Source organism: Streptomyces sp. NPDC059852 (assembly GCF_042731455.1).
GTDB lineage: Bacteria > Actinomycetota > Actinomycetes > Streptomycetales > Streptomycetaceae > Streptomyces.
This window is the reverse complement of record NZ_JBHWJK010000001.1, coordinates 386,121-405,320: the sequence shown is the minus strand read 5'-3', so window position 1 is coordinate 405,320 and position 19,200 is coordinate 386,121. Positions and strand designations below refer to the sequence as shown.

The following is a 19,200-nucleotide window of genomic DNA, read 5'->3' as shown; positions in this document are numbered from 1 at the left end:
ATGGCCCCGCGGGTGGCAGGTCATTTGGTGCGATTGAAGCGTCAATAACCGAACGTGCAGGACTTGTTACTGTCTCCCCCGCCGATGATCAGTTTGTGACATCGGAAAAACGGGAGAAAGAACAAGTGAATCGAAAGCTGGCTGTCAGCGCGCTCGCGGCAGGGCTGTTCCTGACCGGCATGGGCACGGCGTTCGCCACCGCCGACAGGGAGGCTCCCAGCACCGCCGAGGCGCGCGCCGCGTGGAAGGCATCCCCAAGCTGAACAGCGGTGGGGTGCAGTTCAAGGACGGCAAGTACAAGTTCGAGCCGTCGCACACCAACCACGGCGCCTTCCACTGGAAGGGCAGCCTCAAGGACACGGACAACGGTGACGGGCACAACGTCTACATGCAGGTCCGCGTCGAGGGCTACGACTGGAGCCGGTTCAACGGCAAGCAGAGGAAGACCGTCCCGCTGGACAAGCTCAGCTATGACGGGGCCGCGCTGCACACCGACGACGCCTGGATACGCGCCTGCCGATACCGGGGTTCTCTGCGGCCGGACAACTGCTCGGTGACGAAGTCTTACCACCGCTAGAAGGAAGCCGGCGGGGCACACCGCCGACCGATCGAAAACGCATCTCTCGGGGCCCCGGTCTGACCAGCCGGGGCCCTCCGGCCCTCGGGGGACACGATCAACAGCCGTGCGTCCAGTTCCATGTCCGCGTCCTCGCCCGTTCTGCGCGCTCAGGACGTCGCCCTGGCCTATGGCTCCACGCCTGCCGTGCGGGAGGCGGATCTCGCGCTCGCGCGGGGGGAGGTCGCGGCGATCACCGGGGCCAGTGGGTCCGGGAAGTCGTCGTTGCTCCACTGCCTGGCCGGGGTGCTGCCCGTGGACCGGGGGACGATCAGCTTCGAGGGGCGGTCGTTCGCGGAGCTGGACGACGACGGGATCAGCGCACTGCGCCGGGAGCGGTTCGGATTCGTCTTCCAGTACGGCGAGTTGCTGCCCGAGCTGACCATCGAGGAGAACACCGCCCTGCCGCTGCGGCTCGCCGGACGGCGTAGACGGCCCGCGCTGAAGGCCGCCGTCGAGGTGCTCGAGCGGCTCGGGATCGCCGATCTGCGGGAGCGGCGGCCGTCCCAGGTGTCCGGCGGGCAGAACCAGCGCGTCGCCGTCGCCCGGGCCCTGGTGCACCGGCCCGCCGTGGTGTTCGCGGACGAGCCGACCGGCGCCCTCGACAGCGCCAACGCCGGCACGGTTCTCGAGGAGTTCCTGGAGCTGGCCCGCTCACAGGGCACCGCCGTACTGCTGGTCACCCACGACGCGTCGGTGGCCGCCCGCGCCGACAGCCGCTACACGATGACGGACGGCGTCCTCGCCCCCGAGGGGTCGGCGCGATGAGGGAGTTCCTGCTCGGTCTGCGGCTGCTGCTGGGCTCCGGCCGGGGCAACCGCGCCCGGTTCGCACTGATGACGCTGGGCGGTTCGCTCGGCGTGTGCTGCCTCGCCCTCGTCCTCACGATCCCGGCGATCCTCGACGCCCACGACGGCCGGGCCGCCGCCCGTTCGCCCCGCCTGTACATCGGGAAGCCGGAGCCCCGGCATACATGGGTGCAGGAGTTCCGGGACCCGCACGGCTCCCGGCCGTTCGGCCGCGTCTTCGTCGCCCTGGGCCGCGAGGACGTTCCCACCCCGCCGCCCGGCCTGGACCGGCTGCCCCGCCCGGGTGAGGTGTACGTCTCCCCCGCCCTGCACGAGCAGCTGCGGCGCGAGCCCGGTCTGAGCGGTCTGCTGCCGGGCACGGAGAAGGGCCTGATCCGCGCTGCCGGTCTGACCGATCCCGACGAGCTGTACGCGTACGTCGGCGCGACCCGGTCTCAACTGGGCTCCGAAGCAAGGGGGTTGAAGAGCTTCGGCAAGGACTACCCGCCCTCGCGGGTGGTCGATCCGTCCACCCTGGACGCCCTCCGCTTCACCTTGGCGACCCTCGTCCTGCTGCCTCTCGCGGTCTTCCTGTCGGTGTGCGCGCGGCTCTCCGCCGCCAGCCGCAACCGCCGGCTCGCCGCCCTGCGCCTGCTGGGCATGAGCACCAAGGGCACGCAGCGGGTCAACGCCGCCGAGACCGTCATGGCGGCCCTGCTCGGCGCCGCGCTCGGCCTCGGTGAGTTCTGGCTGCTCAACCAGGTCGTCGCCCGGACCGGCCTGCCCGGCCTGAAGTGGTACGCCGCCGACGGCGCGGTGTCGGCGGGGACGGCGGCCGTCTGTCTTCTCGGCTGCCCGGCGCTGGCCTGGTTCGTCGGCCGGGCGAGCGCCCGCGCGGCGGCCCGCAACCCGCTGGCGACCCGCCGTACGGCGGCTCCCCGGGCGCCCCGGGTCCACTGGGGCCTGCTGTTCGTCACCGGCCTCGGCATCACGGCCGGTTTCGCCGCGACCGGTCTCGGCGAGCACCCGGCGCGCAGCGACGGGTTCAACGCCCTGCTCATGCCGGCCGGGGTCCTGATGACCGGCCTCGGTCTGGTCCTCGCGCTGCCCCTGCTGACGTATCTGCCGGCCAAGCGCCTCGCGCGGTCCGGGAACCTCGCTCTCAGCCTGGCCATGCGCCGCAACGAGGTCGAGCCGGGCAGCGCCCTGCGCGTGGTCTCCGGCCTGGTCCTGCTCGTGTTCTCGGCGTCCCTCGCCCAGGGCGTCCTGGTGGAGCTGAGCCAGGTCTCGCGCTCCACCTCGCCCACCCAGGAGTACGGGCTGCCGATGGCGCAGCTGAGCGGCGACCAGCAGCGGCGGCTGCGGGAGATCCCCGGCGTGGACGTGTCCGCCGTCGTCATGGCCTTCGACGACGACCTGGACAGCGAAGCCGACGACGACCAGGCCGACGCCCTGGTCGCCACCTGCGCCCAACTGGCCGCGCTGACCAGCCGGGTGGAGGGCTGCAAGGACGGCGAGGTCATGCGGCTGTCCGACCCGAACACCGGGGACGAGCCGTTCGGGACGTCCGAGTTCGCGCTGGAGAAGGACGGCAGACGGCTGACCCTGCGGGTCCCGGTACCGAAGGACACCGTGCGGTACGCGGGCCGGGGCGTGACACACGTGTCCAACGCCTCCCTGCTGGTCCCGCCCGGCGAACTGCCGCCGGGCGCCGTCCCGGCCTCGGCCACGCTGGTCCTGGCCTCGTCCTCGGACCCGTCGACGGTCCGCTCGGTGCTGGACGCCGTCGGCGCGATCGCGCCGACCGCCGACGTGGACCCGGCGGGCGTCAACATCGAGGCGCTGCAGCAGCTCACGGTCATCAAGACGCTCCTCGTGGCGGGCATGGTGATGGGCCTGGTCATCGGCGTCGCCGCGTTCCTGGTGTCGGTGACGGACCGGGCTGTGGAACGCCGGCCGCAGGTCACCGCCCTGGCGCTCATCGGTGCCCGGCCCCGGGTCCTGCGCGCGGCCCAGTGTCTCCAGGTCGTCCTGCCGCTCGCGATCGGTCTCGTCCTGGCCCTGGTCGCGGGCAAGCTGGCGGAGACCGCCTACCTGGTCACGGGCGGCGGCGAGGTTTTCTGGGACGGCCCGGGCGTGCCGGTGCTGCTGGTCTGCGCCGCCGGAGTTCTCGTCGCCGCCGTCGTCGGCACGCTTCCGCTGACGGGCCGGCGGATCGACCCCGAGCTGATCCGCCGGGACTGACCCGGAGGGGTATCGCCCGTCCGGGGCGTTACTGCACACTCCTTGCTGCGCGGCCCCGCCCCACGGGCCGTTGTCCTCGGACGCTGGAGGCGTCATGCTGGAGATCAACACGAGCAAGGTGAGCCGCTGGGATCAGCACGGGCGGGTGCATGTCGTTCGGGTCGTGCGCAAGGGGCCGCAGCGCACGCTGAGATGCGAGACCTGCGGGTGGCGCAGAGCGGCGCAGTTCCTGCCGTGGCTGAAGGCCGAGGAGCACTTGGCGGAGGCCCACCAGGCCACCGTGGACCCGACGGAGACGCATCGCGAATGACGAGTCATGTCCGCCCGTACGAGCCAGGTGACCGCGCGGCGGTCGAGGACATCTGTGTGCGCACGGCGCATCTGGGAGGGGACAGCCGGCCGTACTACACGGACCCCGGTGTCTTCGCGGCGGCCTTCGCGCTGCCGTACGTCGTCCTGGAGCCGGAGCTGGCGTTCGTGCTGGACGACGGCCGGGGGCGGGCCGTCGGCTATGTCGTGGGGACGGCGGACACCGCGCGGTTCGTGAAGGACTACCGGGCGGAGTGGCTGCCGCGGATCGCCGGCCGCTACCCGGACCCGGCCGAACCGCGCACCCCGGACGAGGAGATCGCGCGTCTGCTGCACACCCCGGAGCGCATGCTGGTGCCGGAGGTGGCCGCCTTCCCGGCCCATCTGCACATCGACCTGCTGCCCGGCTGGCAGGGCAAGGGGTACGGGCGGACGCTGATGCACACCCTGTTCGGGGCCCTGCGGGAGCGGGGTGTTCCCGGCGTCCATCTGTGCATGGTGACCGCCAACACCGGCGCGCGGGCCTTCTACGACCGGCTGGGCTTCCACGAGATAGCGGTGCCGGACGCCGGTCCGGTGACCTATCTCGGGCGGAGCACGGAGGTGTCCGGCGCCGGGTGACGGCTCAGGCGGGGGCCCGCAGCCCCCGGATCAGCAGGTCCACCAGGACGTCGAAGTCGTCCCGCACACCGGGCTGTTCCCACTCCCGGGCGTAGTGCGGGTCGTGGAAGCGGTCGGTCGCGCGGAACAGGGCGCGGGCGGCGACGGCCGGGTCCGCGGCGGTGAAGGCGCCGGACGCGACGCCGTCCCGCACGATCGCGGTGAGCTGGCCGGTGAGGTCGGCGATGTGCTCGCTCACGACCGTCTCGGCGGTCTCGGTGGTCAGCACCGAGTACGTGGCGAACAGCTCCGGGTCGTCGAACGCCTTGCGGCGCTTGGCGGCGAACAGGGCCGCGAGCCACTCCCGCAGCCGGGTCTCCGCGTCGAGGCCGGGGGCGCCCGCGATCTCCGCCAGCAGCCCCGTCGTCCGGTCCAGCCAGCGCTTGGTCACGGCCTCCCGCAGCGCCGCCTTGGTGCGGAAGTGCCGGTAGACGCTGCCATGGCTGACGCCGAGCGCGCGGGCCACGTCGACCACGGTGGCCTTGGCCGGGCCGTGGCGGCGCAGCACCTCCTCGGTCGCTTCGAGGATGCGCTCGGCGGTCAGGGTCGGAGACGTCGACGGCATGTCCTAGACGGTACCCGGCGTGTCGTGGGGCGCCGCGGGCACTACTCGGTCCCCAGGTGCGCCATCTGCGGGGCCGGGTAGCGGTCGCCGGCCGCGGCGCCCGGCGGCACCGCCTCCTCGATCGCCGTCAGGTCCGCCTCGCCCAGCGTGACGTCGAGGGCGCCCAGCGACTCGGTGAGCCGTTCGCGGGTGCGGGCGCCGACGAGCGGCACGATGTCCTCGCCCCGGGACAGCACCCAGGCGATGGCGATCTGGGCCACGGAGACGCCCTTGCGCTCGGCGATCTTCCGCAGCGCGTCGACGAGGTCCAGGTTGTGCCGGAGGTTGTCGCCCTGGAAGCGGGGCGAGTGGGCCCGGAAGTCGTGCGCGGCGAGCTGGCGGTCGCGCGTGAAGTGCCCGGAGATCAGGCCGCGGGAGAGCACGCCGTAGGCGGTGATGGAGATGCCCAGCTCGCGGGTGGTGGGCAGGATCGCCTCCTCGATGCCGCGGGAGATCAGGGAGTACTCGATCTGCAGGTCGGTGACGGGCGCGGTGGCGGCGGCGCGGCGGATGGTCTCGGCGCCGACCTCGCTGAGGCCGACGTGCCGGACGTGGCCCTTCTCGATCAGTTCGGCGATGGCGCCCACCGTCTCCTCGATGGGCACGTCGGGGTCGAGCCGGGCGATCCGGTAGACGTCGATGTGGTCGACGCCGAGGCGCTGCAGGGAGTAGGCGGCGAAGTTCTTCACGGCGGCGGGCCGGCCGTCGTAGCCGCTCCATTCGCCGTCGGGGCCGCGCAGCGCGCCGAACTTCACGCTGACCCGCGCCTTCTCGCGCAGTTCGGCGGGTGCGGTGCGCAGGGCCTCGCCGATGAGGAGTTCGTTGTGACCCATGCCGTAGAAGTCGCCGGTGTCGAGCAGGGTGACGCCCGCGTCCAGGGCGGCGTGGATCGTGGCGATCGACTCGGCCCGGTCCGCGTCGCCGTAGAGCGCCGACATGCCCATGCAGCCGAGGCCGAGGGCGGAGACCTGGGGGCCGGTGGTTCCGAGGGGTCGGGTTGGCATCGTCATGTCCTCCACTGTGCCGTAACAACTGACAGATTTCAATATCTGTCAGCTGATACTTGTCAGTCAGCTTCGAGAAGACTGGTCCAGACCTCTTGACGAAAGGTCTGGACCACGAGCACTGTCATGCCTACGACACCTCACCGCACCCCCCACCGGGAGGCCCGTATGCTCCGCCGCGCCCTGCGCGTGCTCGCCGTCGCGCTGACGACGGCCGCTCTCGCCCAACTCCCCGTCGCCGCCCCCGCGTCCGCCGCCGACACCTGCGCCGTGAAGCCGAAACCGGCCGGCAAGGTGCTCCAGGGCTACTGGGAGAACTGGGACGGCGCCGCCAACGGGGTCCACCCGCCTTTCGGCTGGACCCCGATCACCGACTCCCGTATCGCGCAGCACGGCTACAACGTGATCAACGCGGCGTTCCCGGTCATCCGCTCCGACGGCACGGCGCTGTGGGAGGACGGCATGGACAGCGGGGTGAAGGTGGCGACCCCCGCGGAGATGTGCGCGGCGAAGGCGGCCGGCGCGACGATCCTGATGTCGATCGGCGGTGCCACCGCCGGCATCGACCTCAACTCGACGGCGGTGGCGGACCGGTTCGTCGACACGATCGTCCCGATCCTGAAGCGGTACAACTTCGACGGCATCGACATCGACATCGAGACGGGCCTGACCGGCAGCGGGAACATCGGGCAGCTGTCCGCGTCGCAGGCCAACCTCATCCGGATCATCGACGGCATCCTGGCCCGGATGCCGTCCGGCTTCGGCCTGACGATGGCCCCGGAGACGGCGTACGTCACGGGCGGCAGCGTCGTCTACGGCTCCATCTGGGGCGCCTATCTGCCGGTCATCAAGAAGTACGCCGACAACGGGCGCCTGTGGTGGCTGAACATGCAGTACTACAACGGCAGCATGTACGGCTGCTCCGGCGACTCCTACCAGGCCGGCACCGTCCAGGGCTTCGTCGCCCAGACCGACTGTCTCGACAAGGGCCTTGTGGTGCAGGGCACCACGATCAGGGTCCCCTACGGCAAGCAGGTGCCGGGTCTGCCCGCGCAGCCGGGCGCGGGCGGCGGGCACCTGACGCCGGCCCAGGTCGGCGAGGCCTGGCGGCACTACGGCGGCGCCCTCAAGGGCCTGATGACCTGGTCGCTCAACTGGGACGGCTCGAGGAACTGGGCCTTCGGCGACAACGTCAAGGCGCTGCAGGGCCGTTGATCACGGCAGTTCCCTGATGTACCGGTCGAAGAGCGTCCCGTCGTCCGCGAACCGCTGCCCGCCGGGTGTGAACCCCGCCCGGCGGGCCACGGCGACGGACGCCGCGTTGCCCGGCTCGACCTGGATGACGACCGCCCGCGCGCCCTCGGCGGCCGCGTACCGGCAGACCAGGTGGACGGCCCGGGTGGCGAGACCCCGCCCGCGCCAGGCCGGGTAGAGGCCGTACGCGACGTTCACCTGGCCCCGCGTGAGACCCTCCGCCGCGAAGCGCAGGTCGATCGTCCCCGCGAGCGTCCGGCCGCCGTCCACGCGGATGCCGAAGGCCCGCAGGGAGCCGCCCTCGGCCCACTGCGCGGTGCAGTGCCGCAGATACGCCGCGACGCCCTCGGGGGTGCCGGGGCCTCCGCTGAGCCAGCGGATCAACTGCTCGTCCTCGCCCGCGAGATGGGCCGGGCCGTCGTCCGGACCGAGCGGGGACAGGGTGACCGTCCCGTCGGAGAGGGGCGTCTCCATACGGCCCTCAGTCCTGGCCCGTTCCGGGGTGCAGGGTGACGAAGAGGCCGTGGGCGCGGGTGCCGTCCGGCAGGCTCCAGACGCCGCCGACGTGCCCGAGGGCGCCGTCGGGCAGCTCCGGGGCGCCCTGGAGGGCCGGGCTCAGCACGCGGTGCAGCAGGAGCGAGCCGTCGGCCGTGGCGACGCGGGTGCCGTGTGCGGAGTCCTCGGCGACCGGGAGGCCGGACTGCCCGCCCTTGAGCGCGGGGCCGGTGCGGGAGCGGGTGACGTCCCGGTCGACGGCGTCGGAGACGCTCTGCGCCTGCGCCTCGGCCCGCCCGTCGATCAGGGCGAGCAACTCGGCGACCAGCACCGGGTCGTGGCAGCCGTCGTACACCCAGCGCCGGCCCAGGACGCCGTGCTCACTGGTCCCGATGAGGGCGTGTTCGGCCCCGTCGAGGGGGGCGCCGCGGTACGTCATCGGGACGAGGTACCCGGCCGCTCCGGGGGCCGACGCGTCGGTGATCACCATGAACTCGACGCCGACCTCGCCCTCGGGGTCGTCCAGCCGGAAGCCGCCGGCCTTCTCCGGCCGGGGCTCGCCGGAACCGGCGTACCAGGGGCGCGAGGGCAGCCAGGCGGCGAGCAGTTCCAGTTTCGTCGGCGTGAGGGTGGTGCGGTGGATGATGGCCATGCCGCAGATTCTCACGGACGGGCGGGGGCGGGATACGACGCGGGGTCCCCGCCGCCCAGGACGGACGACGGGGACCCCATGACGGTCTTCCGGGCGGTCAGGCGCCGATCAGGCGGCTCGCCAGGTAGCCCTCGATCTGGTCGAGGGAGACGCGCTCCTGCTTCATGGAGTCGCGCTCGCGGACGGTGACCGCGTTGTCCTCCAGCGTGTCGAAGTCGACGGTGACGCAGAAGGGCGTGCCGATCTCGTCCTGGCGGCGGTAGCGGCGGCCGATGGCGCCGGCGTCGTCGAACTCGATGTTCCAGTTCTGGCGCAGCGCCTGGGCGAGGCCCTTGGCCTTCGGGGACAGGTCGGCGTTGCGGGAGAGCGGCAGCACGGCCACCTTCACCGGCGCGAGGCGCGGGTCGAGCCGCAGCACGGTCCGCTTCTCCATCTTGCCCTTGGCGTTGGGCGCCTCGTCCTCGATGTAGGCGTCGAGGAGGAACGCCAGCATCGCGCGGCCGACACCGGCCGCGGGCTCGATGACGTACGGCGTCCAGCGCTCGCCGGCCTCCTGGTCGAAGTAGGAGAGGTCCTGGCCGGAGGCCTTGGCGTGGGCGGAGAGGTCGTAGTCGGTGCGGTTGGCCACACCTTCCAGCTCGCCCCACTCGTTGCCGCCGAACTGGAAGCGGTACTCGATGTCAGCGGTGCGCTTGGAGTAGTGGGAGAGCTTCTCCTTCGGGTGCTCGTACCACCGCATGTTCTCCTCGCGCAGGCCGAGACCGGTGTACCAGTTCCAGCGCTGCTCCATCCAGTACTCCTGCCACTTCTCGTCCTCGCCCGGCTTGACGAAGAACTCCATCTCCATCTGCTCGAACTCGCGGGTGCGGAAGATGAAGTTGCCGGGCGTGATCTCGTTGCGGAAGGACTTGCCCATCTGGGCGATGCCGAACGGCGGCTTGCGGCGCGAGGTGGTCTGCACCTGGGCGAAGTTGGTGAAGATGCCCTGGGCGGTCTCGGGACGCAGGTAGGCGACGGAGCCGGAGTCCTGGGTGGGGCCGAGGTGCGTCGACAGCAGACCCGAGAACTGCTTGGGCTCGGTGAACTGGCCCTTGTTGCCGCAGTTCGGGCAGTTGATGTCGGCGAGGCCGTGCTCGGGGGCGTGACCCTTCTTGGCCTCGTACGCCTCCTCCAGGTGGTCCGCGCGGAACCGCTTGTGGCAGGAGGTGCACTCGGTCAGCGGGTCCGTGAAGGTGGCGACGTGACCGGAGGCGACCCACACCTCGGGCGCGAGGATCACGGACGAGTCGATACCGACGACGTCCTCGCGCGAGGTCACCATGTAACGCCACCACTGGCGCTTGAGGTTCTCCTTGAGCTCGACACCCAGCGGTCCGTAGTCCCAGGCGGCCTTCGTGCCGCCGTAGATCTCACTACTGGGGAATACGAAGCCACGGCGCTTGCTCAGGCTGACGATGGTGTCGATCTTGTCGGCGGCCACGGTGCTCTCTTCATTACGACGACGGGCGACGAAGCGAGGCGCTTCTACAGCGAATGCTTCAGGGTACCGGCGGGGCCTGCCCTCCAATCAAATCGGTAGCGCTCCGTGGACGCCTGAACACGCTTGTTGACAATGGTTTCCAGTGCAGTTGAAAATGAGTGTCATGAACGTACGACGACCTCACATATCCGGGGCCGCCCTCGCGGCCGTCGCCGTCCTCGGGATCGGCTCCCTGTCCGCCTGCTCGACGGACAGCGCCGCCGCCGGCGGCGGAAAGTTCGATGTCGTCACGTCGTTCTATCCGATGCAGTTCCTCGCGGAGCGGATCGGCGGGGACCATGTGCACGTCACCACGCTCACCGAACCCGGCCAGGAGCCGCACGAGCTGGAGCTCAGCCTCCACCAGCGGGCCGAGCTGGAGGAGTCCGACGCGGCGCTGTTCCTCAGCGGACTCCAGCCGTCCGTCGACGAGGCCATCGAACAGGCGGACCTGAAGACGAAGATCGACGCCGCGCACCTCACGAAGCTGGAGGACCACGGCGACGTCGAGCACGACCACGGCGGCGAGGAGCACTCCGGGGAGGAGCACTCCGAGGAGGACGCGCACAGCCTCGACCCGCACGTCTGGCTCGACCCCGTGAAGTACGCGGAGGTCGCCGAGGGTGTGGGGACCGCGTTCGCGAAGGCGGACCCGGAGCACGCGGCCGACTACCGGAAGAACACCGACGCGCTGGTCGACCGGCTGCACGCGCTGGACACCGAGTTCCGCGAGGGCCTGAAGAACACGAAGACCAAGGTCTTCTTCACCAACCACGCCTCCTTCGGCTACTTCGCCGAGCGCTACGGCCTGACCCAGGAGGCCATCTCCGGCGTCGACCCGGAGAGCGAGCCGAGCCCGGCCCGGATCAAGGAACTGCGCGACGAGGCCCGGGCGGACGGGGTGACCACCGTGTTCTACGAGACCCTGGTGTCCGGCAAGACCGCGAAGACCCTCGCCCGCGACGCGGGACTCAGGACGGACGTCCTCGACCCGCTCGAGGGCATCACCGGCAAGTCCAGGGGCGACGACTACTTCGCGGTCATGGAGGCCAACCTCACGGCCCTGAAGACGGCGCTGGGCGCCCGATGACCCACTCTCTGGAGGACGGCATGAGCGAGTCCGTCATTTCGCTGCGCGGCGTCCGCGCCGAGCTGGGCTCGCGCCCGGTCCTGCGCGGCATCGACCTCGGCGTGCGCCGCGGCGAGGTCGTCGCCCTGCTCGGCGCCAACGGCTCCGGCAAGTCGACGGCCGTGCGCACCGTCATCGGCCAGGTGCCGGTGAGCGCCGGCGAGATCGAGCTGTTCGGCACCCCCCGGGCCCGCTTCCGCGACTGGGCGCGGGTCGGCTACGTCCCGCAGCGCACGACGGCCGCGGGCGGCGTCCCCGCCACGGTCGCCGAGATCGTCTCCTCGGGCCGGCTCTCGCGCACCCGCTTCGGCCTGTTCCGCAAGGCCGACCGCGCCGCCGTCCGGAACGCCCTGGAGCTCGTCGGCATGGCGGACCGCGCCAAGGACTCGGTCGACGCGCTGTCCGGCGGCCAGCACCAGCGGGTGCTCATCGCCCGCGCCCTGGCCGCCGAGCCGGAACTGCTGATCATGGACGAGCCGATGGCGGGCGTCGACCTGGCCAGCCAGGAGGTCCTCGCGCACACCCTGCGCGAGCAGGTCGCGGCCGGCGCCACGGTCCTGCTCGTGCTGCACGAACTGGGCCCGCTGGAGCCCTTGATCGACCGGGCCGTCGTCCTGCGCGACGGCTGTGTCCTGCACGACGGCCCGCCCCCGAAGGCGGTCGGCCAGCACGCGCTGCCCGGCCACGACCACGTACACCCGCACGCGGCTCACGACGCCGAACCGATCCGGACGGGACTGCTGAGCTGATGGAATTCCTGAACTACGACTTCATGCAGCGGGCGCTGCTCGCCGCGATCCTCGTGGGCATCACCGCGCCGGCGATCGGCATCTACCTCGTGCAGCGCCGCCAGGCGCTGATGGGCGACGGCATCGGCCACGTCGCCATGACCGGCGTCGGCCTCGGCTTCCTGCTGTCCTGGTCGCCGGTGTGGACCGCCACCCTGGTCTCGGTGTTCGGCGCGGTGCTCATGGAGCTGATCCGCTGGTACGGCAAGACCCGCGGCGACATCGCCCTGGCGATGCTCTTCTACGGCGGCATGGCCGGCGGCGTGCTGCTGATCAACCTCGCGCCCGGCGGGGCCAACGCCAACCTGCTCTCGTTCCTGTTCGGGTCGCTGTCCACGGTGTCGGAGTCGGATGTGACGGCGATCTGCATCCTCGCGGCGTTCGTGGTCCTCATCACGCTGCTGCTGCGCCGCCAGCTGTTCGCGGTCAGCCAGGACGAGGAGTTCGCGCGGGTCACGGGCCTGCCGGTGCGGGCGCTGAACCTGCTGACGGCGGTCACGGCGGCCGTGACGGTGACGGTCGCGATGCGGGTGGTCGGGCTGCTGCTGGTGAGCGCGCTGATGGTGGTGCCGGTGGCGGCCGCCCAGCAGCTGTCCCGCAGTTTCGCGGCGACCTTCGCGATCGCCGTGGCGATCGGTGTGACCGTGACGATCGGGGGCACGGTCACCTCGTACTACCAGGACGTCCCGCCCGGCGCGACGATCGTGCTGCTGACCATCGGCGCGTTCATCGTGCTGACCGCGCTGGCGACCCCGCTGGCCCGGCGACGCGCTCGGGCCCTGGCGGCGGCGCAGCCGGCCGGGGACCCTGTGGAGTGCGCGGTTCCGGACAGCGGGGACAGCGCGGGCAGGGTCGGCGTCTGACCGGGCACAGGTCAGGCTGGCACAATGGCGCGGGCAAGGCGCAGACGTGAGGAGGCAACGGTGACGACGGCAGGACCGCCCGTGAAGGGCCGAGCCACCCGGCAGCGCGCCGCCGTGGCGGCAGCCCTCGACGAGGTCGACGAGTTCCGCAGCGCCCAGGATCTGCACGACATGCTCAAGCACAAGGGCGACTCGGTCGGGCTCACCACCGTCTACCGCACCCTGCAGTCCCTCGCCGAGGCCGGCGAGGTCGACGTCCTGCGCACCTCCGAGGGCGAGTCCGTCTACCGCCGCTGCTCCAGCGGTGAGCACCACCACCACCTCGTCTGCCGGGTCTGCGGCAAGGCCGTCGAGGTCGAGGGTCCGGCCGTGGAGAAGTGGGCGGACGCCATCGCCGCCGAGCACGGCTATGTGAACGTGGCGCATACGGTGGAGATCTTCGGCACCTGCGCGGACTGCGCGTCCGCCAACTGCTGACCCCTGCCGGACAGTTGTCCGGATCACATATCCAAGTGACCTGTTTCCGATCATGTGTTTGTATGATCGTCATGGCTTCTGCGACCACAGGAGCCACACAGGAAACAGGGGAGTACAACTTGAGAATGGGACGTATCGCTGGTGTGACCGCCGCGAGCGCCGCCCTGGTGCTGGCCGTCGCCAATTCGGCGGTGGCCGCGGACCACACCATGCACACGGGGGATGCCTGGGGGAACGTGCCGGGTGTCGACTGGAGCGGCACCGGCTTCTTCAACGAGTACGGTGACGTCGTCACGATCAAGGACAACGACGCCGACGGCCGCGGTGTGACGATGAACGTGTACATCGGCAGCCCGAGCGGCAATCCGCGCTACTCGTTCACCGTCGGCGGCGAGGGCAACACCGCCACCCGCAAGGCCAGCATGGGCGGCAAGTTCGACCTGCCGGAGAACACCCGCATCGGCTTCAAGTTCTGCCGGGCGCCCGACGGCGAGTGCAAGGACTACACGTTCCTCAACGACCACTAGGTCCACGGAACCGCGAACGGCCCCGTCCCACCTCGGTGGGACGGGGCCGTTCCCGTGTGCCGGGGCAGGTCAGGCCTCCTCGGGGCGGCCCTCCATGGCCAGCAGTTCCTCATTCGGGATGGCGCCGCCGAAGCGGCGGTCGCGCGAGGCGAACTCCAGGCAGGCACGCCACAGGTCACGCCGGTCGAAGTCCGGCCACAGCACGTCCTGGAAGACCATCTCGGCGTACGCGCTCTGCCACAGCAGGTAGTTGGAGGTGCGCTGCTCGCCGCTGGGCCGCAGGAACAGGTCCACGTCCGGCATGTCCGGGTAGTACAGGTACCTCGCGAAGGTCTTCTCGGTGACCTTGGACGGGTCGAGCCGTCCGGCCCGCACGTCCTCGGCGAGCGCCTGCGCGGCGTCCGCGATCTCGGCGCGCCCGCCGTAGTTCATGCAGAAGTACAGGGTCAGCCTGTCGTTGTCCTTGGTCTGCTCCTGGGAGATCTCCAGCTCCCGGGCGACCGACTTCCACAGCTTGGGCATCCGGCCCACCCACCGCACCCGCACGCCCAGCTCGTCGAGCTGGTCGCGGGTCTTGCGGATGAAGTCCCGGTTGAAGTTCATGAGGAAGCGCACCTCGTCCGGCGAGCGCTTCCAGTTCTCGGTGGAGAAGGCGTACAGCGAGATCGCGCCGACACCCATCTCGATGGCGCCCTGCAGGACGTCCAGCACGCGCTCCGCGCCCACCTTGTGGCCCTCGGTGCGCGGCAGGCCCCGCTCCTTGGCCCAGCGACCGTTGCCGTCCATGACGATCGCCACATGGTTCGGGACCAGCTCGCCCGGCAGCTTGGGCGGGCGGGCACCGGACGGGTGCGGCTCCGGCGTCCTGTACTCACGGCGCCGGCGCCCCAGGAACCCACTCACGGCCATGTGTTTCTCGTCTCCCTTTGGCTTCTTCTACTTCTCGACGTACCGGAGCGAGCGCAGCCCGCGCTCCAGGTGCCAGTGCAGATAGGCGGACACCAGCCCGCTGCCCTCCCGGACGTACCGCGGCTCACAGGCGTCCGCGGTCTCCCAGTCACCGGTGAGCAGCGCGCCCAGCAGGTCCAGGGTCTGCGGCGACGGTACGACGCTACCGGGCACCCGGCAGTCGACACAGACCGAGCCCCCCGAGGCCACGGAGAAGAAGCGGTTCGGTCCCGGCATGCCGCATTTGGCACAGTCCCCGAAGCTCGGGGCGTACCCGTTGACGGCGAGGGAGCGCAGCAGGAAGGCGTCGAGCACGAGGTGCGGTTCGTGCTCGCCGCGCGCGAGGGTGCGCAGCGCCCCGACCAGGAGCAGGTACTGCTGGACGGCCGGCTCGCCCTCGTGGTCGGTGAACCGCTCGGCGGTCTCCAGCATGGCCGTCCCGGCGGTGTAGCGGGCGTAGTCCGTGACGATGCCGCCGCCGTAGGGGGCGATGGTCTCGCTCTGCGTGCACAGCGGCAGCCCGCGCCCGATCAGCTCGCTCCCCCGCGCGAAGAACTGCACGTCGACATGGGAGAACGGTTCGAGCCGCGCCCCGAACTTCGACTTGGTGCGCCGGACCCCGCGGGCCACGGCCCGCACCCGTCCGTGCCCGCGCGTGAGCAGGGTGATGATCCGGTCCGCCTCACCCAGCTTCTGGGTGCGCAGCACGATGCCGTCGTCGCGGAACAGACTCATGCCCTCATTGTCGCGTACGCGGGTGACCGGCGGGTGCGGTCGGGGGCACCCAGCGCCCCGCCGGTGCGGACGGTGCCGGGGCGGTGGCGCTGAGTGCCGGAGGCGCCCCCTCAGGGGACCTCGCCCCTGCTGCGGGCGTTCGCGTACGCCGTCGCCACGCGCAGCCGCTCCGCAGGGGTGGCGGGGCGCACCGACACCGGGTCGGCGTCCCACTCCCTGCCGCCGCCGTGCGGCCGCAGCTGCACGTACGGGCCCTCGTGGCCCATCACCACGCCGATTCGACCCGAAAGAGTGTCATAGACATACGACCCGATGGACGGCTTCACCGCAGCACCGCCGCGAGGCGCCGCGCGGTGTCCACCGGGCAGCGGCCCAATTCGACGAGCGGGCACGGCGCCTCACGCGCGAGACTCGCCGGATCGATCCGGAGTGTCGGGAGCGTAATTCCTGCCTTCTCCAGCGCGGCCCGCAATTCCTTCACCACTTCCTCCGCTTCTTCGACGCAGTGCGCCGAGTGCCGTTCCGTCACCTTGCTCCCCTCGAATTCGGATTTCACGCATCCCGGGTCCATAGTGACGCGTGGCGCCTACACTCGGCGGGAGTCCGTGCACTACAAGTGCACCGCAGGGCAGGGGGGTTGCCATGGCCAACGGTTCACGTCAGGCGGCGTGGGAGTTCTTCGGGGCGGAGCTGAAGAGGCGCCGGGAGAACGCCGGTATTACGCAGTCGGAACTGGGGGCCCGGGTTTTCGTGTCGGGCGGATACATCGGCCAGTTCGAACAGGCGATTCGAAAGCCTCAGCCCGATATCGCTCAGAGGATTGACGACGCCCTGCAAACCGACGGTATTTTCGAGCGTCTCTGGCAGAAGCTCATCAGGGACCGGCGGTACGCGGATTACTTCGCGAAGACGGCGGAGCTGGAGAGGCTGGCGACGAGGATCTGCGACTGGGAGCCCTCCGTCGTTCCGGGGCTCCTCCAGACACCGGCGTACACGAGGGCGCTCGTGGTGGCGACGCAGCCGTTCGCGACCGACGATCTCGTCGAGGAGCGGGTCGCGGCGCGCGCCGAGCGGTCGGCGATCCTGGAGGACGCCGCACGGCCGGAGTACTGCGCGATCGTGCACGAGACGGTGCTGCGCGTGCCGGTCGGCGGCCCGGACGTCGCAGCGCGGGCGCTGGAGCATCTGGCGGCGGCCGCGCGCGGCCGCAAGGTGCTGCTCCAGGTGCTTCCCTTCGCAGCGGGAGCGGTCGCGAACAACGGCTCGCTGCGCCTCATGGAGTTCGACGACGCACCGCCAACTGCCTATACGGAGACGTCCTTTTCGGGCAGCGTCCTGGACGACCCGGCGGTGGTGAAGCGTGCGAGCCGCGCCTACGATCTGCTCAGGGGCGCCGCGCTGTCTCCGGACGCGTCCCTGGCCCTGATCGAGTCGGCAGCTGAGGACTTCAGACGATGCACACGGACGACCTGAGCGGCGCTCGCTGGCACCGGAGCACTTATAGCAACGGCGACGGAGGCAACTGCCTCGAAATGGCCCGCGGCATCCCCGGCACCGTTCCCGTCCGGGACTCCAAGCTCGCCTCGGACGGCCCCGTGCTGCTGTTCCCCGCTCACGCCTGGGAAGGGTTCCTCACGTCTCTGAGGTGACCCGCGGCGTCTGCTGCCGCTCCGCCTCGGCCCACAGGTCCGTGAACTGCGTGACGTGGTCCTCGATGTGGTCCGGATCGGCGCTCAGCAGGGTGCTGTCCGGGTTGTTCTCCTGGTCCGGCTTGGTCTCGTGGCACAGTTCGCCGTCGAAGACGATGAAGTCGCTCACCCTCGGGTTGGACTCCATCAGCGACCGCACCGCGATCCGCGCGTCGATGCCCCGCCTGCGGTGGTCGTCGCACAGCGCCCGCAGTTCCGGGGTGACCTCGTCCTCGGTGCGGACGATGAACAGGCGGCGGATCTCCACGCCCCGCCGGCGGATCGCCTTCTCCTGCGCCGCGAGATACCGCTCGGCCGGCCCGCTGTACCAGAACTCCCGGTCCACGGAGGTGCTGGTGGCGTCCAGGGTCATCTTGGTGCAGTCGGTGAGGTCGATCAGCCACTCGTGGTTCTCGCCGGGGCAGTCCGCGGTGCCGCTGCCCAGCCCCTCCATCATCCGGGCCAGGCGCCCGAGTTCCTTCTCGGCGAAGGCCTGCATGATGTCGCCGCCGCGTTCGCGGACCCGGGTGTAGCCGAGGACGAGCCGGCTCACCTCCTCCGAGCGCAGCACCGATCCGTCGACCTGGCTGAACAGTTCGGTGGCGGAGAGGATCTCGGCGAAGCCCTGGTCGACCTTCTCGAACCGCTCACCGAAGTCCACCAGGTACTGCACGATCAGCACCGCACAGCCCAGGGAGATGGACATCGTCCACTCCCACAGGTTGTCGTCCTCCTGGTTCAGCAGACCGCTCAGGAGGAAGGTCACGGCACCCACCACACCCGCGACCAGCACTCTCAGCAGCACCTTGTGCCGCCCCGGGTTCTGCGGCTGCGGCTGGTTCCTGCCGCCGTTCCCGTTCCCTAATGACGTCACGCTCATCTGTCATCCCCCGTCGGGTTCCGGTTGTGCTGCGGTGACTCCCCTCAGCGCGCGTCGCTGAGCGCCTGCTGCGGCGCCGCCACGGCCTGCAGGGCCAGTCGGTCCCTGATACGCCGGCTCAGGTTCTCCCACTGACGGGAGAATCCCGGCCGCTCCTCCAGTACGTCCCACAGATGGGCCAGCGCGGGGTCCACGTGGGCCCGCGGCATCCACAGATGCAGCAGGTGGACGACGACCGGTTGCAGGGTCTCGATCACGGGCGGGCCGCCCGCCGCACCGAGCCTGCTGTTGTCCAGCATGTGCTGAACGGTCGTCAAAAGCCAGTCGTGCAGGGCGAGATCCTCGCAGAGGCCGGCGGCTGAGGCGGCCGGGACATCGGCCGGGAGGCGCAGTTCCATCGTGCGCAGTCCCCCCTCGGCGAGTGTGAAACTCGTCAGCGAGGCCCGCTCCCCCGCCGGTTCGCGCCGCGCCACCCACCGCAGCCGGGTCGGGCTGGACTTGAACGGCACCCGGCGGTCGAGCAGCGCGTGCCGCCGCAGTTGGGCCAGCAGCCCCTCGGCGATCACCCCGAGGTCGAGCTCACCGCGTCCGGCGCCGCGCAGCACGCCGTCCGCGGTGGCCTGCTCGGGCAGTTTGCCGAACGGCTCGACGAGGCCCGGCCGCACCAGGTACTGACCCCAGGGCCGGCGCAGGTCGGGTCCGGTGGCCGGCACGCTGAACCAGGCGGTCGTCTGCAGAAGCCGGCCCTCGGTCAGCGCCGCGCGGGCGGCGACCGTGCCGACGCCCCGGACCTTGCTGCCGTTGGAGGACGGCAGCCGGCAGTCCACGCCGGTCAGCACCTCGGGCGACAGCGCGTGCATGGAGGGCCGCTCGGAGACCCGTACGGGTTCGTCGGCGCGGAGCCGGAGCAGTTGGGCGGCGGCCCGGATGTCGAGGGCCTGGAGCGACGGCAGCAGACAGGTGCGCACCTCGCCGCAGGCGAGGACCGAACGCGCCGGGTGGACCGGGGCCGCCGTCATC

25 protein-coding genes are annotated in these 19,200 nt (G+C 71.0%); 14 read left to right on the top strand and 11 right to left on the bottom strand.

The window, feature by feature from the left end:
* Positions 1–95 precede the first annotated feature (95 nt).
* The 6 genes from ACFV46_RS01855 (at position 96) to ACFV46_RS01830 (ending at position 4,578) form a co-directional block, all read left to right on the top strand.
* The gene (locus ACFV46_RS01855; RefSeq protein ID WP_385496707.1) at positions 96–263 is read left to right on the top strand and encodes a hypothetical protein; all 168 of its coding nucleotides are present in this window, start codon (positions 96–98) and stop codon (positions 261–263) included.
* Entirely contained in the window at positions 242–577 is a 336-nt protein-coding gene (locus ACFV46_RS01850) for a hypothetical protein (RefSeq protein WP_385496706.1), read from the top strand. The genes ACFV46_RS01855 and ACFV46_RS01850 overlap by 22 nt, the downstream gene beginning before the upstream one ends.
* A 120-nt stretch (positions 578–697) precedes the next feature.
* Positions 698–1,384 (top strand): ABC transporter ATP-binding protein, encoded by a 687-nt coding sequence (locus ACFV46_RS01845; protein ID WP_376726542.1) that lies wholly within the window; start codon positions 698–700, stop codon positions 1,382–1,384.
* Positions 1,381–3,648: an FtsX-like permease family protein gene (locus tag ACFV46_RS01840; protein WP_385496705.1), complete on the top strand. Its 2,268-nt coding sequence runs from the start codon at positions 1,381–1,383 to the stop codon at positions 3,646–3,648. Before ACFV46_RS01845 ends, ACFV46_RS01840 begins: the two co-directional genes overlap by 4 nt.
* Positions 3,649–3,742: 94 nt before the next feature.
* Complete coding sequence (locus ACFV46_RS01835) at positions 3,743–3,958, top strand: hypothetical protein (RefSeq protein ID WP_361923757.1); 216 nt, start codon at positions 3,743–3,745, stop codon at positions 3,956–3,958.
* Positions 3,955–4,578 carry a GNAT family N-acetyltransferase gene (locus ACFV46_RS01830; protein WP_361923759.1) on the top strand — a complete coding sequence of 208 codons (624 nt, stop codon included), beginning with the start codon at positions 3,955–3,957 and terminating at the stop codon, positions 4,576–4,578. Before ACFV46_RS01835 ends, ACFV46_RS01830 begins: the two co-directional genes overlap by 4 nt.
* A 4-nt stretch (positions 4,579–4,582) precedes the next feature.
* On the opposite strand, the gene ACFV46_RS01825 is transcribed toward ACFV46_RS01830, so the two are convergent.
* Both ACFV46_RS01825 and ACFV46_RS01820 read right to left on the bottom strand, forming a co-directional pair.
* Complete coding sequence (locus ACFV46_RS01825) at positions 4,583–5,182, bottom strand: TetR family transcriptional regulator (RefSeq protein WP_361923761.1); 600 nt, start codon at positions 5,180–5,182, stop codon at positions 4,583–4,585.
* Positions 5,183–5,223: 41 nt separating this feature from the next.
* Positions 5,224–6,231 carry an aldo/keto reductase gene (locus ACFV46_RS01820; protein WP_385496704.1) on the bottom strand — a complete coding sequence of 336 codons (1,008 nt, stop codon included), beginning with the start codon at positions 6,229–6,231 and terminating at the stop codon, positions 5,224–5,226.
* Positions 6,232–6,393: 162 nt separating this feature from the next.
* Between ACFV46_RS01820 and ACFV46_RS01815 the strand changes: the two genes are divergently transcribed.
* Positions 6,394–7,440: a chitinase gene (locus ACFV46_RS01815; protein WP_385496703.1), complete on the top strand. Its 1,047-nt coding sequence runs from the start codon at positions 6,394–6,396 to the stop codon at positions 7,438–7,440.
* On the opposite strand, the gene ACFV46_RS01810 is transcribed toward ACFV46_RS01815, so the two are convergent.
* From ACFV46_RS01810 to ACFV46_RS01800, 3 genes are all read right to left on the bottom strand, one after another.
* Positions 7,441–7,953, bottom strand: a complete 513-nt coding sequence (locus ACFV46_RS01810) for a GNAT family N-acetyltransferase (RefSeq protein ID WP_385496702.1) — start codon at positions 7,951–7,953, stop codon at positions 7,441–7,443.
* A 7-nt stretch (positions 7,954–7,960) separates the two neighbouring features.
* Complete coding sequence (locus ACFV46_RS01805; RefSeq protein ID WP_361923769.1) at positions 7,961–8,626, bottom strand: 1,4-alpha-glucan branching protein; 666 nt, start codon at positions 8,624–8,626, stop codon at positions 7,961–7,963.
* Positions 8,627–8,723: 97 nt separating this feature from the next.
* Positions 8,724–10,106, bottom strand: a complete 1,383-nt coding sequence (locus tag ACFV46_RS01800; RefSeq protein ID WP_151783899.1) for a glycine--tRNA ligase — start codon at positions 10,104–10,106, stop codon at positions 8,724–8,726.
* Positions 10,107–10,269: 163 nt separating this feature from the next.
* On the opposite strand from ACFV46_RS01800, the gene ACFV46_RS01795 reads away from it, so the two are divergent.
* From ACFV46_RS01795 to ACFV46_RS01775, 5 genes are all read left to right on the top strand, one after another.
* On the top strand, positions 10,270–11,235 hold the full coding sequence (locus ACFV46_RS01795) for a metal ABC transporter substrate-binding protein (protein ID WP_376726547.1): 966 nt from the start codon (positions 10,270–10,272) through the stop codon (positions 11,233–11,235).
* Between the two features lie 20 nt (positions 11,236–11,255).
* Complete coding sequence (locus ACFV46_RS01790; protein ID WP_361923773.1) at positions 11,256–12,023, top strand: metal ABC transporter ATP-binding protein; 768 nt, start codon at positions 11,256–11,258, stop codon at positions 12,021–12,023.
* The gene (locus ACFV46_RS01785) at positions 12,023–12,925 is read left to right on the top strand and encodes a metal ABC transporter permease (RefSeq protein WP_385496701.1); all 903 of its coding nucleotides are present in this window, start codon (positions 12,023–12,025) and stop codon (positions 12,923–12,925) included. Before ACFV46_RS01790 ends, ACFV46_RS01785 begins: the two co-directional genes overlap by 1 nt.
* 60 nt (positions 12,926–12,985) lie before the next feature.
* Positions 12,986–13,402: a Fur family transcriptional regulator gene (locus ACFV46_RS01780; RefSeq protein ID WP_055620854.1), complete on the top strand. Its 417-nt coding sequence runs from the start codon at positions 12,986–12,988 to the stop codon at positions 13,400–13,402.
* Between the two features lie 125 nt (positions 13,403–13,527).
* Positions 13,528–13,929 (top strand): hypothetical protein, encoded by a 402-nt coding sequence (locus ACFV46_RS01775; protein WP_361923777.1) that lies wholly within the window; start codon positions 13,528–13,530, stop codon positions 13,927–13,929.
* Positions 13,930–13,998: 69 nt separating this feature from the next.
* Here the strand turns inward: ACFV46_RS01775 and ACFV46_RS01770 are convergent, their stop codons facing one another.
* The 4 genes from ACFV46_RS01770 to ACFV46_RS01755 form a co-directional block, all read right to left on the bottom strand.
* Positions 13,999–14,838: an isoprenyl transferase gene (locus ACFV46_RS01770; protein ID WP_361923779.1), complete on the bottom strand. Its 840-nt coding sequence runs from the start codon at positions 14,836–14,838 to the stop codon at positions 13,999–14,001.
* 27 nt (positions 14,839–14,865) lie between these two features.
* Positions 14,866–15,612 carry a DNA repair protein RecO gene (gene recO, locus ACFV46_RS01765; protein WP_062669369.1) on the bottom strand — a complete coding sequence of 249 codons (747 nt, stop codon included), beginning with the start codon at positions 15,610–15,612 and terminating at the stop codon, positions 14,866–14,868.
* A 110-nt stretch (positions 15,613–15,722) separates the two neighbouring features.
* Positions 15,723–15,938, bottom strand: a complete 216-nt coding sequence (locus ACFV46_RS01760; RefSeq protein ID WP_361923783.1) for a hypothetical protein — start codon at positions 15,936–15,938, stop codon at positions 15,723–15,725.
* Entirely contained in the window at positions 15,935–16,168 is a 234-nt protein-coding gene (locus ACFV46_RS01755) for a hypothetical protein (RefSeq protein WP_376726548.1), read from the bottom strand. Before ACFV46_RS01755 ends, ACFV46_RS01760 begins: the two co-directional genes overlap by 4 nt.
* 86 nt (positions 16,169–16,254) lie before the next feature.
* On the opposite strand from ACFV46_RS01755, the gene ACFV46_RS01750 reads away from it, so the two are divergent.
* Positions 16,255–17,085 carry a helix-turn-helix transcriptional regulator gene (locus ACFV46_RS01750; protein ID WP_361923785.1) on the top strand — a complete coding sequence of 277 codons (831 nt, stop codon included), beginning with the start codon at positions 16,255–16,257 and terminating at the stop codon, positions 17,083–17,085.
* Positions 17,067–17,261, top strand: a complete 195-nt coding sequence (locus tag ACFV46_RS01745; RefSeq protein ID WP_385496700.1) for a DUF397 domain-containing protein — start codon at positions 17,067–17,069, stop codon at positions 17,259–17,261. The genes ACFV46_RS01750 and ACFV46_RS01745 overlap by 19 nt, the downstream gene beginning before the upstream one ends.
* On the opposite strand, the gene ACFV46_RS01740 is transcribed toward ACFV46_RS01745, so the two are convergent.
* Together ACFV46_RS01740 and ACFV46_RS01735 are read right to left on the bottom strand one after the other, a co-directional pair.
* Complete coding sequence (locus tag ACFV46_RS01740; protein WP_361923788.1) at positions 17,245–18,180, bottom strand: DUF6879 family protein; 936 nt, start codon at positions 18,178–18,180, stop codon at positions 17,245–17,247. The two genes, ACFV46_RS01745 and ACFV46_RS01740, sit on opposite strands and share 17 nt — an antisense overlap.
* A 44-nt stretch (positions 18,181–18,224) precedes the next feature.
* Positions 18,225–19,199: an SCO2521 family protein gene (locus tag ACFV46_RS01735; RefSeq protein WP_385496698.1), complete on the bottom strand. Its 975-nt coding sequence runs from the start codon at positions 19,197–19,199 to the stop codon at positions 18,225–18,227.
* Between the last annotated feature and the right edge of the window lies 1 nt (position 19,200).

Excerpts from the sequence above, each read along its gene's own strand:
- ACFV46_RS01740 (WP_361923788.1), bottom strand. The coding sequence starts at position 18,180 with ATGAGCGTGACGTCATTAGGGAACGGGAACGGCGGCAGGAACCAGCCG.
- ACFV46_RS01805 (WP_361923769.1), bottom strand. The coding sequence starts at position 8,626 with ATGGCCATCATCCACCGCACCACCCTCACGCCGACGAAACTGGAACTG.
- ACFV46_RS01840 (WP_385496705.1), top strand. The coding sequence starts at position 1,381 with ATGAGGGAGTTCCTGCTCGGTCTGCGGCTGCTGCTGGGCTCCGGCCGG.
- ACFV46_RS01735 (WP_385496698.1), bottom strand. The coding sequence starts at position 19,199 with ATGACGGCGGCCCCGGTCCACCCGGCGCGTTCGGTCCTCGCCTGCGGC.
- ACFV46_RS01845 (WP_376726542.1), top strand. The coding sequence starts at position 698 with ATGTCCGCGTCCTCGCCCGTTCTGCGCGCTCAGGACGTCGCCCTGGCC.
- ACFV46_RS01815 (WP_385496703.1), top strand. The coding sequence starts at position 6,394 with ATGCTCCGCCGCGCCCTGCGCGTGCTCGCCGTCGCGCTGACGACGGCC.
- ACFV46_RS01770 (WP_361923779.1), bottom strand. The coding sequence starts at position 14,838 with ATGGCCGTGAGTGGGTTCCTGGGGCGCCGGCGCCGTGAGTACAGGACG.
- recO (WP_062669369.1), bottom strand. The coding sequence starts at position 15,612 with ATGAGTCTGTTCCGCGACGACGGCATCGTGCTGCGCACCCAGAAGCTG.
- ACFV46_RS01750 (WP_361923785.1), top strand. The coding sequence starts at position 16,255 with ATGGCCAACGGTTCACGTCAGGCGGCGTGGGAGTTCTTCGGGGCGGAG.
- ACFV46_RS01745 (WP_385496700.1), top strand. The coding sequence starts at position 17,067 with ATGCACACGGACGACCTGAGCGGCGCTCGCTGGCACCGGAGCACTTAT.
- ACFV46_RS01775 (WP_361923777.1), top strand. The coding sequence starts at position 13,528 with ATGGGACGTATCGCTGGTGTGACCGCCGCGAGCGCCGCCCTGGTGCTG.
- ACFV46_RS01820 (WP_385496704.1), bottom strand. The coding sequence starts at position 6,231 with ATGACGATGCCAACCCGACCCCTCGGAACCACCGGCCCCCAGGTCTCC.
- ACFV46_RS01835 (WP_361923757.1), top strand. The coding sequence starts at position 3,743 with ATGCTGGAGATCAACACGAGCAAGGTGAGCCGCTGGGATCAGCACGGG.
- ACFV46_RS01795 (WP_376726547.1), top strand. The coding sequence starts at position 10,270 with ATGAACGTACGACGACCTCACATATCCGGGGCCGCCCTCGCGGCCGTC.
- ACFV46_RS01790 (WP_361923773.1), top strand. The coding sequence starts at position 11,256 with ATGAGCGAGTCCGTCATTTCGCTGCGCGGCGTCCGCGCCGAGCTGGGC.
- ACFV46_RS01830 (WP_361923759.1), top strand. The coding sequence starts at position 3,955 with ATGACGAGTCATGTCCGCCCGTACGAGCCAGGTGACCGCGCGGCGGTC.
- ACFV46_RS01825 (WP_361923761.1), bottom strand. The coding sequence starts at position 5,182 with ATGCCGTCGACGTCTCCGACCCTGACCGCCGAGCGCATCCTCGAAGCG.
- ACFV46_RS01785 (WP_385496701.1), top strand. The coding sequence starts at position 12,023 with ATGGAATTCCTGAACTACGACTTCATGCAGCGGGCGCTGCTCGCCGCG.
- ACFV46_RS01810 (WP_385496702.1), bottom strand. The coding sequence starts at position 7,953 with ATGGAGACGCCCCTCTCCGACGGGACGGTCACCCTGTCCCCGCTCGGT.